Annotated in this window: 10 protein-coding genes; 8 read left to right on the top strand and 2 right to left on the bottom strand. The window is 59.8% G+C overall.

What is annotated here, in order from left to right; all coding sequences use genetic code 11:
- Positions 1 to 231 precede the first annotated feature (231 nt).
- From ACXAC3_RS20560 to ACXAC3_RS20540, 5 genes are all read left to right on the top strand, one after another.
- Positions 232 to 1,251, top strand: a complete 1,020-nt coding sequence (locus ACXAC3_RS20560) for a hypothetical protein (protein ID WP_475164334.1) — start codon at positions 232 to 234, stop codon at positions 1,249 to 1,251.
- A gap of 12 nt (positions 1,252 to 1,263) precedes the next feature.
- On the top strand, positions 1,264 to 1,458 hold the full coding sequence (locus ACXAC3_RS20555; RefSeq protein ID WP_475164331.1) for a hypothetical protein: 195 nt from the start codon (positions 1,264 to 1,266) through the stop codon (positions 1,456 to 1,458).
- Positions 1,459 to 2,028: a carboxymuconolactone decarboxylase family protein gene (locus ACXAC3_RS20550; RefSeq protein WP_475164330.1), complete on the top strand. Its 570-nt coding sequence runs from the start codon at positions 1,459 to 1,461 to the stop codon at positions 2,026 to 2,028. It begins immediately after the preceding gene.
- 533 nt (positions 2,029 to 2,561) lie between these two features.
- Complete coding sequence (locus tag ACXAC3_RS20545) at positions 2,562 to 4,760, top strand: alkaline phosphatase family protein (protein WP_475164327.1); 2,199 nt, start codon at positions 2,562 to 2,564, stop codon at positions 4,758 to 4,760.
- A gap of 4 nt (positions 4,761 to 4,764) precedes the next feature.
- Complete coding sequence (locus tag ACXAC3_RS20540; protein ID WP_475164324.1) at positions 4,765 to 6,096, top strand: hypothetical protein; 1,332 nt, start codon at positions 4,765 to 4,767, stop codon at positions 6,094 to 6,096.
- Between the two features lie 27 nt (positions 6,097 to 6,123).
- Here ACXAC3_RS20540 and ACXAC3_RS20535 read toward each other — a convergent pair whose 3' ends face one another.
- Entirely contained in the window at positions 6,124 to 11,343 is a 5,220-nt protein-coding gene (locus ACXAC3_RS20535; RefSeq protein ID WP_475164322.1) for an AAA family ATPase, read from the bottom strand.
- Positions 11,344 to 11,392: 49 nt separating this feature from the next.
- On the opposite strand from ACXAC3_RS20535, the gene ACXAC3_RS20530 reads away from it, so the two are divergent.
- The 3 genes from ACXAC3_RS20530 (at position 11,393) to ACXAC3_RS20520 (ending at position 14,838) form a co-directional block, all read left to right on the top strand.
- Positions 11,393 to 12,259, top strand: coding sequence for a gamma-glutamylcyclotransferase family protein (locus ACXAC3_RS20530; protein WP_475164320.1), 867 nt, complete (start codon positions 11,393 to 11,395; stop codon positions 12,257 to 12,259).
- A 22-nt stretch (positions 12,260 to 12,281) separates the two neighbouring features.
- Entirely contained in the window at positions 12,282 to 13,007 is a 726-nt protein-coding gene (locus ACXAC3_RS20525; RefSeq protein WP_475164316.1) for an MBL fold metallo-hydrolase, read from the top strand.
- Positions 13,008 to 13,107: 100 nt separating this feature from the next.
- Positions 13,108 to 14,838, top strand: coding sequence for a hypothetical protein (locus tag ACXAC3_RS20520; RefSeq protein ID WP_475164315.1), 1,731 nt, complete (start codon positions 13,108 to 13,110; stop codon positions 14,836 to 14,838).
- Positions 14,839 to 14,921: 83 nt separating this feature from the next.
- On the opposite strand, the gene ACXAC3_RS20515 is transcribed toward ACXAC3_RS20520, so the two are convergent.
- Positions 14,922 to 16,514 (bottom strand): EF-hand domain-containing protein, encoded by a 1,593-nt coding sequence (locus tag ACXAC3_RS20515; protein ID WP_475164312.1) that lies wholly within the window; start codon positions 16,512 to 16,514, stop codon positions 14,922 to 14,924.
- Positions 16,515 to 16,530 lie beyond the last annotated feature (16 nt).

Here is a 16,530-nt window from a genome sequence, read left to right as displayed (position 1 = left end):
CCAGGCGTCGCGACGCCTGTGGGCTTGCGTAACCCTATCACAAGACGGCTGAATTCAGAAGAATGCCGCCGGAAGACAGCAAATGGCCCATGCCGGAACGTCTTGTCGGACATACCCGGCCTGATCCCAAATTGCCGCAGGATCCAGAGAGTATGCTGCCGGACCGATGCCGATGGCCCCGATTTATGCTAGGGAAAATACAGGGAACATCAGAAGCGCAAGAGGTCAGGCGTGTCTAACCGTCGAGTAGAACTGCGTTATTTCACGATCGCGCTGTTACCGGTGCTGATCTTCGCTATTCACGAAATCATGCAAACGCACCTGATCGCCAAAGACCTGGACGTACCGCTTGAGATACTTCAGGACGAAGACATCTGGCTGGAAGCCGTCGGACGTTTTCGGTTTCTGGCGGCATCGTGGTTTTTTGCAGCGCTTGCTATTCTGGCCGTCGCGGTGCTTGTCCGGAACCTGATGCGCCTAACCGACCGAAACACCAGACTTGCCGCCATTGCCACCACCTTGGCCGTGTTTGCCCTGGCCCTGTTGCCGACGATCCAGCAATACGCAACGGCAAGCGCGCCCCGGATTTATCATCAGGTCGGCAAGGAGGTTTTCGAAACGGCCTTGTCCAAAGGGACGCTGCCGGGCTGTCTGTCACCTGACGATTACTGGCTGTTGGGGCGCTGCGGGGACATACCGGTATTTACCATGTTCGGGCGGGTGCTGGACATCATCAACGCACTTGCCGGGCTTGCGGTTGGCGCGTTGATTGCGGGCATGATCCTGTGTCTGGCGTCCGGCGACGGCGAAACCGTTGAAGATACCGCCGATCAACTGGGCAGAAACCTGCATCAGATGCGGCAGCAATTGTACCTGACCAGTCTGATCCTAACCTTTGGCATGTTTTTTGCCTCAAGCTGGATGTACTGGCCTTTGCCCCTGATCGCCGAGTCCGCCAAGGCTGACTACACTGCGCTTGTGACCGCGTCGGCCTTGTTCACCGGAACCTATTTCTGCCTGCTGATGCTGAGCTTCTACCTTCCGGTGGCCCTGATTCTGGACGGCAGGGTCAAGAAATTGTCGCGGATCGCTGGCCGCGGCGTAAAGAGCGACGACAGCTTCGATGTCGAAGGCTGGAAGGCATCGCACGGGCTGAAAGAAGGGGCCGGAGAAATCCTGCGCGCCGGATTTGCGCTGGTCGCACCGATCCTTGCCTCCTTCGCCGGAGGCATCTCATCCTTTGCGGTCTGAGTGGCGCTGGCTATGATCAAGCAGCGTTCCGAAATTACTGTGCGCGACTTTGGTCTGTTCAGCACCAACTTAGACCTGATGAGCCACAAGCAGGGTGGCATCGAAGTACAGCGTAGGCTCTGGATGCGATTATCAGGGTTGCGCGGAACAATTTACTTTCGTCAAAATGACGAGATTGGTCCTCCGATCATTTGGGGAGAACATTGAATGAAGCGTCTGTTCCCTTCCTTGCCGAGGGATGCGACTCTGGGAAGTGTCTTTCAGGCTTTTCCGGACAAGCTCGGCCCCTGGTGTGAGTATGAAAGTCTGGTGATGAGAGGTGAAAGCGACCTCTCGGTTGGAGAACGTGAACTCATTGCGGCCTATGTCTCGGGGCTGAATGCCTGCGATTACTGCCACAACGCACACACCGTCTTTGCCCGGGCATACGGAATTGATGTTGAGACGATTGAAGCACTGATGGAGGACCGGGAAACCGCGCCGGTTCCGCCAAAGCTGAAGCCGGTTCTTGCATATGTTGAGAAACTGACTCTGAGACCAACCCGAATAACCGAGGCCGACGCGCTCGCGGTTTATGAGGCGGGCTGGTCGGAAGCCGCGCTGTTTGACGCAATCCAGGTTTGTGGTGTCTTCAATCTAGTGAACCGGTTCATCGAAGGCACAGGTGTCGTGAGTCCCGGAGGCGATCCGAAGAGCGCTGATGAGGATACGCTGGCCAGGTGTCGCAGTGCGTCCTTTTACACCGATTTCGGAAAGGCAAATGGTCTCGACGTTTAGGTGGCGGCCACATTTCTGAACGAACCTCAGACGAAACCTCTGAAAGGTGATTCTCTGCGAATTCTCGGTTTCGTGACCTCGATTCCAGCGTCTGGTCGTGCAGGTCACGGTCAATTTGGCGGTGCGCTCAGAAGGAGTACAGGCACTGCTGCGCGCGGGTCGGCAAGGGATCGTGTCGCCTGCGGGCCTGCTCGGCTCTGGGTCCCGGATATGTCGATCGGCTCTGCAAGGACAGATAATCGGCAAGCTGTTGTTTGCGTGCCAATATTCCACGCGACAGGTGTCGCTGGTTTCCAAAGTTGCGCAAACAAAAGAGCGCCGCTGACGACGTGAGTGCCGCAGTTTTCCGACGGTTGGGCAAGGCGAACCAACCTTGCGAATCCGGCAGCTTGCACCACGGCGGGCAGATTTGAGGTGCGTGCACGTATTGCAATTTTTCTTTTTGTGAACTGCCGTTTGTTGCACATTGGTCAACAAATCGTTTCCCAAATCTCAATTTTTAAAGTTTTGACCCTGTATCGATTGGACGGACCATGACCGAGAAGGACCTTATTGCAAACGCAGCCCCAACATATGTCATCAGCCACAGTTCCCAGGGCGACAATTATGCGCTTTGGCGGATGGATTCGGATCTGCCGGACCTGTTTCAGCCAATGGAGCTGGGGCCGGGGGCATCATTTGCCGCGGGAAAAAAGTTGTGCCCGGTTGGGGGCTATATGTTCGCCTACGATCTGGCGCCGCTGCAGGACGCGGACAATCCCCATGTTGCCTATGACCTTTTCAGGTTCGACCCGACGCTGCCCGACCCGCTGAACGTGGCGCCCTTGCAGTCGGGCAAGTGGAAGAAAATGAAGTTCTGGCAGTATTTTGACCATTACACATGGGACGCGAGCGACACGGATATCGTGCAGCTTGTACCGATGACCGGATATGTCATGGCCTATATGCCGACCGCGGCCCGCGGAACCTATATGCTGTGGAATTTCGACCCGGCACCCAGCCCGGTGAAACCCCCTGATCCGCTGCCGAACGCAATGGGTCCGCAGGATGCCTTTGCCGAGATCGGAGAAGGCAGCGAGCTGCTGCCCATGGGCAATTACGTGCTGGAATGGATTCCGGCCCACTCGAAGTACCGCGTGTGGAATTTTGACCCGCAGAACTGGCACCCTCTGGCGCTGCCCACGATATCCGAGGGCGAACGCGCGGATATGGACGCCTCTCACCGGCTGATCGCGCTGGGTGAATTCATTCTGGATATTGCCACGGGCGACAGCAGTTACCGGCTGTGGGGCTTTGACCCGTTTCGGTCCGACCCCCTTGTCGGTCCGCTGAAATCCGGCACGCTGCCGCAGGGTTTTGACGTTACCGGCGATCTGACCCCTGTGCAGACCGAGGTTCCGGTTGATGCCGCGCGGGCGGCGGTGCCGGGCACGATGGATTTCATGCGCTCGAACATCGAACATGTGGTCGTCTATATGCTGGAAAGCCGGACAATGGACAGCGTTCTGGGCTGGCTTTACGAGGCAGACGCGCCGCATCTGAACTATGTGAATGCGGAACCGCCATTTAAGGCGAATTCCTATTCCCATACCAACAGTTATGACGGTGAAAACTACGCCGTGCATCAGTACAACAAGGGTGAGTTGAGCGCCGATATCGTGCTGTCCTCGCCAAAGATCGATCCGTTCCACGCCACGGCCGACTGCATAGATCAGCAATACAGCGGCGGCTTTTCAGCGTATGAGAGCGGCGCGGTTCCCGATATGGGCGGGTTCGTGTCGAACAACGTCAGCCCCGAGGCGATGGTGTCCTTCAGTCCGACCCAGCTGCCGGTTCTGAACGGTTTGGCAGAGCATTTTGCGGTCAGCGATTACTGGTTCTCGCCGATGCCGGGCGGAACAGTGGCCAATCGCGGATTTGCCCTGTCGGGATCAAACTACAACATCACGGTGAATTGCGAGGGCGAGCCGCAATATACCCAATATGCCGACCAACCCCTGCGGCAGCCAATCTGGAAGGTGCTGCAGAACAACGGCCACAATGACTGGAAAATCTACTACTCGGTCGAGTGGGAGAAACAAGTCTTCACCTACCATCTGTACATGCGCAACCAACTGCCCAGCGTGGATGCGAGCAAGTTCGAGTATGTGCAGACGCTGAACGCGTTCATCGCGGATGCGAAGGCGGGGATGCTACCGAAGTTCTCGTTCGTCGAACCGGCCTGGATCGCGCCGACCGGGGCGACCTCGTACCACCCCGGCGCGTCCGGGGACATGGTGCCCGGCGAACGGACGCTGAACCAGATATACGAAGCGCTGTGCAACGGGCCGCAATGGCACAAAACCGCACTGGTGATCACCTTCAGCAAGGGCGGTGGCCTCTACGATCACGAAGCCACGCCCGCCGCACAGCCCGCCTGGCCGCGGGATGAAAATGACGGGTTCAAATACGATGTGCTTGGGCCGCGCGTGCCGACGATCGTGGTCTCGCCACACGTCAAGGCCAACACCGTGTTCCGCAGCGGTCAGCCGACCCCTTACGAAGGGACCTCGCTGTTGTCGACGGTACTGGAGTGGTACGGCATCCCGCGAGCCCGCTGGGGGCTTGGCGACCGGGTGCAGGTTGCACCGACCTTCGAGTCGGTCTTTGAACTGGAAGAACCGCGCTCGGACAAACCGGCATTCACCCCGCCATATGACAAGAACTTTCCGCCCGGAGGGTCCGGGGGCTGATCGGGTGGCACGCCATTCCTATTCCTTGGGCGCAACCGATCTGCTGGACGAGCTGTTTCCGCCCGCGGATCTGGCAAATCGCGATGTTGGGCTGACCGACCGCGAAAGCGTCATCGCCCATTACACCCGGAACTCGCTTGAGGCGGACGGTTTCGCGGCGGCCAAGGTCGCGGTCACCCGGTCCGAAGGGCAGTATTGGGTCTTGGTCACGGCGGACGCGCCGGAGGCTGCGCTGGCGCAGTTTGGGGAACATCACCAGAAGCTGCTGGCGCCCGGCGCGGCGGGGAAGGCCGTTGTGGGCAAGGTGCTGTTGCAGGAGCTTGGGGTCTGGAACCCGATGGCGGGCTATCCCGTCAACAATGACAAGGATGACGGTCTGTGCAAATGGCATCTGTTTCCGCCGCTGGGGCTGAACGTGATGGGGCAGAGGGGGTTGCTGTTGATGCACTACCCGCCATGGCAGGTTTTGCAGCAGGGCACATTCCTGAAATGCATGACCATGCACCGCTGGGACACGGTGCTGCGCGCCTGTGGCATTCCCGCCGACGAGGTAAGTTTCTACCGGACCATCGTGGACGTGAATCCCATCGCCGCCCCCGGCGCGGGGCAGAGCGAGTATCCCAACGACTATTTTCCGATCATGATGGCCTCGGGGTTTTTTGATGGACCGCCTGAACGCGCCTATATCCGCACGATGCTGGGCCTGTATCTGAACGGGCCCAACGCCACCGGCCAGCGCCATACGTTGCCTTTGCTGGTCTGCGGTTCGCCGCTTTACGACCCGCAGGCGCCCGGCTGGTTCCGGGTGGCGTTCAAGGATGACATGCCCACGGATAAGAACGGCACCCCGGAAACGCCGGTATTGCAAGTGGGCAAGGTGCGGCTGTCCCCTGACGACCCGCGCGAGACGCCCTATATGATCGCCAATCACATGATCGCGGCAGGTGTGACCGGAAAATGCACCGACCACGCCAGGAAAATTCCCGATATCCGCATGTATGAAGCGCAGGATCTGGTGGCCGCCTCGTTTCTGTATGAATACGCTCAGACCCCGGATATCGAGCCAGAAGAGGCAAAGGCGCGGGCCTGCAAACGGTGGTTCGGCAACACAGACGGCACCGGCCCGCCCAAACCCGCCGACACGCGGGACGCGCAGGTCATGTGTGCCCTGGCCCAGATGGATCTGTTCTATTGCGCCGGGCCGCCGCCGCACCCGAAATATACGTTCGATCAGGCGATGGAGCGGTGCGAAGGGGCGGATAATGCACCTTGCAGCTGCGAAATCGGGCCGCCGCCGGGGCCTAAGAACAGCATGAAGCATCCCCAAGATAGGTGACGAAACGCCGTCTGCGCCCCGGCCGCTTTAGTGATAGTCCGTGTCGCTCGCCGCATCGTGCTTCACACCGCGGATTTCATAGGTCTGGACTGGCTCGGCGATGCCGCGCAGGTCGATCGCCCCGCAAGGGACGCAGTCGATGCGGGATTTGATCCTGTCATAGGTATCCTGCGAAATCAGAATGCCACCGGTGCGCGCCGCGTTTTCAAGCCGCGAGGCCTGGTTCACGGCGCGCCCGATGATCGTGTAATCCATCCTCGTCTCGCTGCCAAAGTTCCCGACGGTGCAGTACCCGGTATGAATACCGATGCGGCATTCCAGCGGGTTTTCGATACCGGCGTCGCGCCATTCCCGGCGCAACGCCGATAGCCGGTCGCGCATTGCAATTGCCATTTCGGCGCAGGCGATCGCGTCATTGTCCGACCCCCGGGTTTCCGGGTCGCCAAAAAAGATGACAATCGCATCGCCGACATATTTGTCGATGGTGGCCCCGAAGGACAGTGCCACTTCGGACATTTCGGACAGGTAGTGATTGAGCAGCGACTTCAGTTCTTCCGAGGTCATCCGCTCGGCCAGTTCGGTGAATCCGACAAGGTCCGAGAAGAAGATCGTCAGCAGTTTGCGTTCCGAGGTCAGCCGGACCTCTTTCTCGCGGTCAAAGATCGAACGGTAGACCTGCGGCGACAGATATTTTGACAGTTGGTTGGCGACAGCTTCCAGCGCGTTGGTCTTCTGACTCAGCTCGGCGGTACGCTGTTCGACCTTTTGTTCCAGCCCGTCGTAAAGCTTGGCGTTTTCGATTGAGATTGACGCCTGCGCCGCCAGCAATTCGGCAATCGAAACCCGGGCTTCGGGGAAAGCGCCGGCCGCAAGACCGTTTTCCAGATAGGCAATGCCGGCAAACTGGTCCGACCGGATGATCGGCACGCACATGACAGACCGGGTGCCGTTTTGGGCTACATAAGGATCAGAATTGTAGCGCGGCAGCGCCGATGCGTCGTCCAAAACCAGCGGCTTGCGGGTGCGCGACACATAGTTGACCACCGACAGCGGCACGGTGTCCGGTCCCGGTCGGAACCGGTCGTCCCGCGTGGTCAGACCGCCAGCCTCGGCAGCGCATTCTACCTCGACCCACAAATCGCCGTCATTCTGGCTCAGGAACACGCCACGCTGCGCGCCTGTGCTTTCCAGCAATATCTGCATGGTGCGCGACAGCAGGTTGTCCAGCACGATTTCACCCGAGATCGCGCGGGCCGCATTCATGACGGCCTGCAGGTCCAGCGCACTGTGCGAGATGGCGAAGGCTGACGGGTTATCCTCGCGGTCCCCACCGGCTTGCCCATCAGGTGCAGCAGGCAAAACCGTCGGGTTTTGATTGTCCAGTTGCCCGACCTTCCGCCTGGCGCCCCACAGGCCATACAGGTGGCGGGCGGCGTTGATATGAGCCTGGGCCGCAAGGGTCTGTCCGATCTGCCGGAAGGCCACGGCGCACAGTTCATGGATCATTGCCTGATCGCGGGTGAAGCCGTTTGCCCCGGCGCTGGAGATTGCCTTAGTGAAGTCCGAGAAAGCCGCCACGCTATCGCCGCGCAGCCGGGCCATTTCGGCCTGCATGGCCAGGTCGAGATGTTGGAAATTCTCGGGGCAATGCTGCGCCCAACTGGCCATCTGATCCGCGTGTCGGGTCATTTTTTGCCAATGCCCTGGCTCGGGGCTGGCCTCATACGTTGCGGCATAGGTCAGAAAGGCGATGAACCGGAACCGGGCGGATTGCGGCAGGGACATGACGCTGTCCATCATTTGTTCCTGCGCGGTCACATGCGGCAGGGCGCCCTGAAAATCGCGATACATGCAGTGAACTTCAGCCTTGTAGATATGGTAATTCGCCACCCCGGTCATGAATTTGCGGTCCTGCATCCTCAGCAGACAGGCTTCCTCATCAAACGCCTCATCGGTCAATGAGAACATGTCCCGCGTGTTGCCTGCAAAGTTCTGCAGCATCTGCAGGAACAGGCTTCCGGAATCGTAACTGTCGGCATAGTTGCAGTCTTTCACTATCATCAGATAGCGGGTCTGTTCGGCAATCGCGGTTTCCAGATCCAGCCGCGGGTCCCAGATGATGCAGTCCTGTGCGTTATAGGCCAGATACAGCAGATCGCCGGACTGGTACCCGGCCTCAAGCCCGCGTTTGAACCAGTCGGTCATGGTCGTCCAGTGATGGCTCCAGTGATGGATGAACATCGTATAGACGTAGAGGATGCGGGACTTCAGTGCGATGTCGTCATAGGTTTCGTTCATCGCCAGCGCAAGCTTGCCGAACTCCAGCGCCTCGGCCGGGCGGTTCATGCCACCGCAGAGCAGCATTCCGTAGGAAGAATAGGCAAAGGCCGTCTCGGCCGAGTTTCCGTATTTCAGCGACAGATTGACCGATTTCAGGACCAGCAGGCGGAACAGATTTCCCGCGCCCGACAGGAATGCCGCGGGAAAGATTTCCATCAACAATCCGATCGCCGTGGTCATCTTGTCGTCGGTCATGCGGTTGGCGTGGATCAGATCGGCGATCTGGCGGCCGCCAAGGTTGGTCGATATCTCGGCGATCTCGGCGTCCAGTTCTGCCTGCGACACATCCGCCGTGAACCGGATCCCCAGAAGGGCCAGCCCTTCGAGGGCCGCATCGATGGACTCCCGCATGCGGCCCAGCGTCGAATAATGCCGGGTTCGCATCGACAAAGCCCGCGCCTTTTCAAGTGGCGTCCACAGGTTGTCCAGGGCGTCGGAAATCTCGGCGTCGGCCTTGGCATGCAGCCCGTTCAGGTAAGCGGTTTGTGCATAAAGCGAGGACAGCGCCTTCGTCAGGTCATAGGCGTCGCGCCATGGATGTTCGGGCAATAGCGACCGGGCCACGCGCAGATAGTTCAGCGCCACATGATAGGATGAAGCGTCATGGGCCACACGCGCTGCGGTCAGGTTCAGGCGCGCCAGTTCGCATTTGTCTTGCCGCTCCCGGATCAGGTCCTGCGCCTCGTTCAGGTGGCGGACGATCTTGACCGCGCGTTCTTCGGGCGGTTCGTCGGTGACCTCTTTCTGCAGCAGCCTGCCGATGGACAGGTGCACTGGTTGCTTGTCGGCCGCGTCGATCAGCTCATAAGCGGCCTGATGCAGCCGGTCGTGCTGAAACCGATAGCGCGGGTTCATCGTGGCGTCTGCCTTGCCGGCGGTCTGGGCGGCGATCTGATCAAAAAGCTGATAGCTGTCGTCCAGCGGCAGGATGATGTTGCTTGCAAGTGCGCTCATCAGCGTCAGCCCAAGCTGTTCCTTGGAGCGCTGATGGATTACCGACAGTTTGGCCATGTCGAACTCGTGTCCGATGCAGGCCGCCATGCGCAGCGTGTCCTTGGTGTCCTCGGGCAGTTTGTTCAGGTTGCCGACAAGAAAATCGACGATGTTGTCGCCGATCTCGGCCCGGCTGATCTCGGCCAGATCCCAGTGCCACCGGCCGCGTGCCCGGTCGAACCGGATCATGTCGTCATCGAAGAGGGACTGCAAAAGCTCTTTGACAAAGAACGGGTTGCCTTCGGTTGTCCGGTACAGCTCGGCGCTCAGCTTTTGCGTTTCCTGTTCGTCGGTACGGAAGGTGCGGGCAACGATCTGGTTCACCACGGGCAGAGAAAGCGGTGGCAGTGACAGATCGTGCACCTCGCGAAGCTTGGTGACATCGTTGCGCATCAGGCTGAGCAGGTGATTGCCGTCAACCTCATTGTCCCGGTAGGCGCCCAGAATGAACAAATGGCCGACATCCCGCGCTGTCGCCAGTTTCTGCACAAGGTTCAGCGTCGGCGCATCGGCCCATTGCAGATCGTCGAGATACAGTACCAGCGGATGATCGGCACTGGCCAGCCGTCTGACAAAGCTCAGGAACGTCAGTTGCAACCGGTTCTGCGCCTCAGTCGGCGGTAATGCCGGGACCGGGGGCTGAGGTCCGGTGATCTGCTCCAGCCCCGGCAGGATTTCCAGCATGACCTGCGCGTTTCGCCCCAGCGCGTCCAGGATGGTTTTCTTCCACATGGCCAGCCGGTCGGGCGGTTCGGCCAGCAGTTCCTGTACCAGCCCAGAAAAGGCGGCGGCGATGCCGCTATAGGGTTTGGCGCGTTCGAACTGATCGAACTTGCCGCGCAGGAAAAACCCCCGGGCCTGAGTGACCGGCTTGTTGAGCGCGTCCACCAGAGCGGATTTTCCGACGCCCGAACTGCCGGAAATCAGGCACAGCTCGGTCGGTCCGCGTTCGACATTGCGAAGAAGTCCGGTCAGGAAAGCCAGCTCCGCATCACGACCCAGCAACAGTTGCGGTACGCGAAACGTTTCGGAAATGTCCCGCTGCGCGATCTCGAACGGTGCGACCCGCCCGGTGTCGGCCAATTGCCGGTGACAATGCCGCAAATCATGCAGCAGCCCGTATGAGCTTTGATAGCGGTCCTCGGGGTCCTTGGCGAGCAGACGCAGCACGATCTGGATGACGGGCGCGGGCACATGCGCCCCGGCGTCGTCGGGGATGGACGGCAGTTTGGCGATATGGGCATGCACCCATTCCAGCTGGGTTTCTGCGGTGAAAGGCAGGTGGCCGAACAGCAATTCGAAAAACACGACACCCAGCGAATAGAAATCGGACCGGTAGTCGACATCATGCGAAATCCGCGCGGTCTGCTCGGGCGAGATATAGGGCAGATGGCCTTCGACCAGTTTCGAGGCGACCCGGCCCTGATGTTCGCGCGTCAGCGCCGCGGCAATTTCGAAATTCATCAGCCGGATGCTCCAGTCGGAGTCATCGAGCAGGATGTTCTGCGGGGCCACGTTCTTGTGCACCATGTTGCGGTCATGGACGGCGCTCAGCGCGGTGGTCAGGTCGATGACGATGCCGAGGATCCTGTCCAGCGGCCAGGTGGCCGCGCGCTTTTCGCGCAGGAAATGCGACAGCGGCCAGCCGGTCGCCGGGCTGATCATGACCGGGGTTCCGTTGCGGCGGAAATGGATGCCCGAGACCGGCAGAACTCCGTCGCCCTCCCCGAACTCGGTCAGCAGCCAGTATTCCCGCTCCAACCGTTTCGCGTCGCGGGTATCGGGAAATTCGGCGGACAGGGTCTTGAGGATCGCCGGCTGTCCGTTCAGGCTGTTGCGGGCGCGGAAAAGCGTGCTCGAGTAGAAGGCCTCGATCTGCTGTTCGATCTGATATCCGGCTATTTCAGCATTCAAGGCAGAAACTACCTTTTCGCAAGCTTCAAATGCACCAATTAATTAAACTATGACTCGGACCCCGCAGGCTGCCATACTGCGCAAAGCGGGTCCGGTTCAGAGCATAGCCTTGATTAAGTATTTTGGATACGGCTCAAATATGAATTTTACTTCATTGAGGGCCAAGGGGGTTATCCCGTCCGCGTCGCGCGCGGCGGCGCTGAGCGGGTGGCGGCTGGCATTCAATGTCGAACATTTCTTTCGTCACGAAGGCGGGGTCGGGAATATCCAACGCACCGGCGCGCCCGGCGACCGGGTGCTGGGGGTTCTGCATTGCTGCGACGAAAGCGACCTTGCGGCGCTGGACAAGATGGAAGCCTATGGCGTTGGCTACGACCGGGTCGAGGTCACGGTCGACACCGCACAGGGCACGGAACGGGCGCTGGCCTATGTCGGCTTGCCGGAGTTCGTGAACGATGCCTGCCGGCCGACCCGGCGGTATCTGAACATTCTGACCCGTGGTGCCACCGAGGCCGGGCTGGACCCCGCCTATATCGCCGAGTTGGACGCGCGGCCTGTCCTGCGCCCCCCGAATTTGGCACCCTTCGAACCCGCGCCGACCGGCCTGCGCCTGGACCATACCGGGCTGGCGCCGCATCTGACGGCGCTTGCGGGATCGGTGTTTGACATGTCCGGCGCCCGCGCGGCCCAATCCATCGGCAAGGACTGGTTCGGCGGCAAGGAAGTGACGCTGTTCCTGCTGAAACGTCTGGACACAAGCGACGGGTCGGAACGTCTTGCGGATGTTCTGGCTGGCCGCCTGCGCCCGGATCAGCGCGATTGTCTGAACACCTATCTGCACGCTTTCGACGATGAGTACGCCTATGTGGGTCAATTCGACTATACTTCCCTGCCTGCGGAAAAAAGGCTAGGATAGCGTATTTTTTGGGGGGAATATTATGAGTTTTTCGGACGCCCAGCATTTGGCTGCGGCACCACATGGTGCCATTTCGGAACCTTTGCGGGACATCTTTTTCGTCACCGGCACGCGCGAGATGCATTTCAACGAAATCGACTGGCAGTTCAGCCGCAACATGACTGTCCTGCGTGAGGGTGATCAGCTGACGCTGTTCAATGCGGTGCGTCTGTCCGAGGACGGGCTGAAAGCGCTGGAGGCTCTTGGCCGGATCACAAATGTGGTGCAGGTGGGCGGGTTGCACGGTGCCGATGACGCCTTTTACCGGGACACATTCGGCGCGACCTATTGGGCGCAGCCCGGTGCCGGGCAGGACGGTGTTCCGGTGGACAAAGAGCTTGTTGAAGGCGGCCCGCTGCCGGTGTCCGGGGCCGAACTGTTCACGTTCAAAACCACAAAGACGCCTGAATGCATTTTCCGGCTGGACCGCGACGGCGGAGTGCTGATCGCCTGCGATGCCCTGCAAAACTATCTGGCGCCGGATGAGTTTTTCAGCAACGACTCTGCCGAGATGATGACCGGGATGGGGTTTTTCACCCCGGCGAATGTCGGCCCGGTCTGGAGACAGGTCGCAGAACCCGGTGCCGAGGATTTCCGTCGCCTTGCGACGCTGGAATACAGGCATGTGTTCTGCGGTCACGGGGCGCCGGTGCTGGACGGTGCTTCGGCGGCCTACACGGCAACATTTCAGCGCCTGTTTGACATTTAAGGCATCGCGCCTGCGCCCCCGCATCGTGCAGGCGCGCGCGCGATGATCATTAGAAAGCCGGATCGACGGCTGAAACTTCAATTTCGGAAGGGGACGGATCGTGACGACATCTCGCTGGAAGGCCAATCCGCAATCTGATCAGTGGAACGCGGCGGAAAACTGGGACGCGGGACAGGTTCCCGACAACGGTGCCCTGTTCGACGCTTCATCCCGGACAACGATCACTTTCGCCGCCGAGTCCGCGGCTGAGATCGAACAAATCGAGTTTGCCGAAACCGCCGCATCCTATTCCTTCACCGTGCGGGAACTGGGTAAGCAGCCTGCCCTGACCATCACCGGCGCGGGCATCGTGAACCGCTCGCTCAACACGCAGAGCTTTGTCGTGGCATCTTTCGGCACCTACAATCAGCCGCAGCTTAAATTCACTGGTTCAGCCTCGGCAGGCGAGGGACCGGTCAGCTTTTACGCGGGTCCGCCCGACCTGGAGACGACCTATGGCGGCGGCACCATCGCATTTCACGACGATGCCAGCGCAGGGGCGGCCTATTTTACCCTGAGAACCGGAAAGGCGCCCCCGCCAAACCGTCAAAGCACCCTTGGTGGCACCGTCAAGTTCAGCGAGCGTGCACGCGCCGGAACCGCCACATTCTCGATCTTTGGGACACTGGGCAGTGACGGAGACACGTTTGCGAATGCGGTGTTTCATCAGGCGGCCTCGGCTGATCGTGCAACCTTCATCAATCGTGGCGGGACGGTGCCGGGCGGCGATGGCGGCAATACCCAGTTCTATGACTATTCCTCGGCGGCGCAGGGCACGTACCTCAATCACGGCGGAGCGGCGGTGAATGCCGACTGGAAAGGGGCCAATGGCGGCGATGTCGCCTTTGACGGCGCGGCGACGGGCGGTCAGGGGTTATTTTACAATTACCCGGCCACGATCGACGGCGCGCATGGCGGCGTGACGAGCTTTAACAACAACCCCAATTTCCCTGAAATGGACAATGCGGGCGCTTCGGCGGGTGAGGGAACATACATCAATTACGGTGCCACCAAGGACAGCCCCGGCGGCGGCGGACATACCGAATTCACCGCCCGCTTTGGCTATGCCACCGCGGGCAGCGCGAAAATCCTGAACTTCGGTAGCGCCCTGAACAGCGCCTCGACCGCCGGTCACACGATCTTTTCGATCAAGCCGCCGAACGCCTTCTTTTCCAGCGCTGACAACGCGACCATCTGGAACCATCCGGGGCAGGCAGGAGGGTTTACAGTCTTCGAATCCTCATACGGCACCGGCGCGCCAAACCAACCGCCAACCGCCGGGAATGCCACGATTTTCAATCTGGGCAGCGATACGCCGGAACAACAGGGCGGATATACGTCCTTTACGGATACCGGATCGGCAGGCAATGCCACGCTGATTGCTTATGGCGGAACCCATGGCGGGGCAGGGGGGCAAATTCAGTTTTCTGACAGCTCCTCCGGTGGAACCGCGAAGATCCGCCTGTTCGGCAACGGCACGCTGGACGTCAGCGATCACAAGGGCGGGCTGCGCGTCGGCCAATTGGAACTGACCAACGGAGTAGTGAATATCCAACTGGGAACGGACCCCACCACCCTGACCGTTGCAGAAGCGCTGGAAATCAAACTGTCGCCGGTGCGGATGTTCTTTACTTTCCCCAAAGGACACAGTTTCGAGCCGGGTGTGGAATATCCCGTTCTGCAGGCCCCGAATATGGCCGATCTGGACGCAAACGCGTTCGAGGCGAACGAGATACATCACGCCAGCCCGAAATTTGTGATCGATGGGGACGTCCTGAAAGTGTCCTATTGAACTCCGGCGGGGGACAAAGCCCTTGCAGGTTTTGACACCGCCGGTTCCAAAGCAGGATTTGTTCTAACCACTTTTGAGCCGTTTCAGCATCTTGCACCGATAATGCAGGTGCCGGTTTCCTCAAGGATGACCGAGGAATGGCCGGGGCGTCCCGGCGGCAGTTGTACGCCATCGGCAACCACAAATGTCACCAGATGTGAGCCGGTCAACCCCGCAGGATACCGGGGAATGTCCGCAACAATACGGTAGGTTCTGTTCGGCAGGACCTGGAGTTTGCCATCAGCGATCAGTTGCAGCAGCCCAGCCTGATCCGGCAGCACGTCATAGGGTTCGACTTTGGCTGGTGCGATCAGTTCTTCTGCGGAAAATGGCGTCAACCCGCCGCGGAAAAAGCGGATCATCTCACGAATGGTCTGGCGCTCAGGGCCGGGTTCGGTTTTCGGGTTGCCTTCGGCGTCCAGCGCGACCATGCCTGTCACGTCCAAACGGTACCGGTTCGACCCGACGGAAATGTCCACCGGTGTCCGGTAAGGCCGTCCAGCGCCTGCTTGCCGGTCCTCGGCCGGAATGCCAGACGGAATCTGAACATGATCCAGCGTGTAGGTCGCGACCGGGTACGCGATCCGGGTCGACAGCTTTGCCGAAAGCTCTTTGGTCAGGGCATTCAGTTCCGGCCCTGTCTTGCTGGTGTATTTGCTCACACAACTGCGCGGCGCGACAAAGGTGACAGCCTTGGCATCCACACCTTGAACCGCCGCCCCGGGTCCGGCCGCGTTGTTGCCGGGCTGAACCACAATCTGCTTGATCCGATCTGTGGCACCTTCGAATTTCCAGACGATAGGACCGCGCGCGACGGCAAACACATAAAGCGGCGTGTCGCCCGGTTCTACGATGATTGAGGCAACCGTCGTCGTGCTGTCCTGCCCGTTTACGGCAATGTTGGACGTGGCCGGCCCCTGATATCCCGAGACCAGCACGACGTCATGCCCGCTTGGCACAGCCGGAGCCAGGCACCTGGCCGTGATCGCATTCTTTCGCGACGTTTTCCTTTTGGCAGATACTTCCAGAACGTCCGGGTTGATCGCGTTGGCCACCATCGAGATTTCGGCGACGTCTACTTGACCATCTTTGTTGAAATCGAAGGCCAGATACTGATCCAGCTGCTCCCGGCGAAAGCGGTTAGTGCCCAGACTGTCGAAAAAGGCGCTCAGCTCTGCCGCGGTCAGAATGTCGTCGCCATCGGCGTCGAACCCCGCGAAGGCCAGTGCAAGCTGACCTTTTGTGTGCTGGTTGATCAGATGGGCCTGCTTTTGGATTTCGTCCTGCGAAATCCGGAAATCCCCGTTCAGATCATGCCCCAGAATGGCCGTCAGATGCTTGGCCCGGGCCTTGGCGGCGTGCTGTTGTTCGACGATGTCGATCGCGTCTTTGGTCAATACGCCGTCCGGGGCGTAGGAGTAGATCTGCGTCGCCGCCTGTTGCAGGTATTGCCCTTTTGCCCGCCCCAACTGTTTCAGTATGTCCGGGGACAGCCGGTTGGCAAAGGCGGACAGGTCATCCTGTTCCTGTGCCGGTGATCCGCTGACCGAAAGCATCAGGGCGGCACAGGCCGCCAGGGTGATCCGGCCAATCCCGCTGGCCTTTTGGTCGAACGCGGTGTCTGGGTTTTGGAACATGGTGAAAATCCCTGAA

It is taken from the genome of Ruegeria sp. ABV4_181, from assembly GCF_056158465.1.
This window is presented reverse-complemented; position numbering and strand designations above follow the sequence as displayed.

What these genes read in the sequence shown, in the direction of transcription:
- ACXAC3_RS20525 (WP_475164316.1), top strand. Translation starts at nt 12,282, where the DNA reads ATGAGTTTTTCGGACGCCCAGCATTTGGCTGCGGCACCACATGGTGCC.
- ACXAC3_RS20530 (WP_475164320.1), top strand. Translation starts at nt 11,393, where the DNA reads ATGACTCGGACCCCGCAGGCTGCCATACTGCGCAAAGCGGGTCCGGTT.
- ACXAC3_RS20555 (WP_475164331.1), top strand. Translation starts at nt 1,264, where the DNA reads ATGATCAAGCAGCGTTCCGAAATTACTGTGCGCGACTTTGGTCTGTTC.
- ACXAC3_RS20515 (WP_475164312.1), bottom strand. Translation starts at nt 16,514, where the DNA reads ATGTTCCAAAACCCAGACACCGCGTTCGACCAAAAGGCCAGCGGGATT.
- ACXAC3_RS20545 (WP_475164327.1), top strand. Translation starts at nt 2,562, where the DNA reads ATGACCGAGAAGGACCTTATTGCAAACGCAGCCCCAACATATGTCATC.
- ACXAC3_RS20550 (WP_475164330.1), top strand. Translation starts at nt 1,459, where the DNA reads ATGAAGCGTCTGTTCCCTTCCTTGCCGAGGGATGCGACTCTGGGAAGT.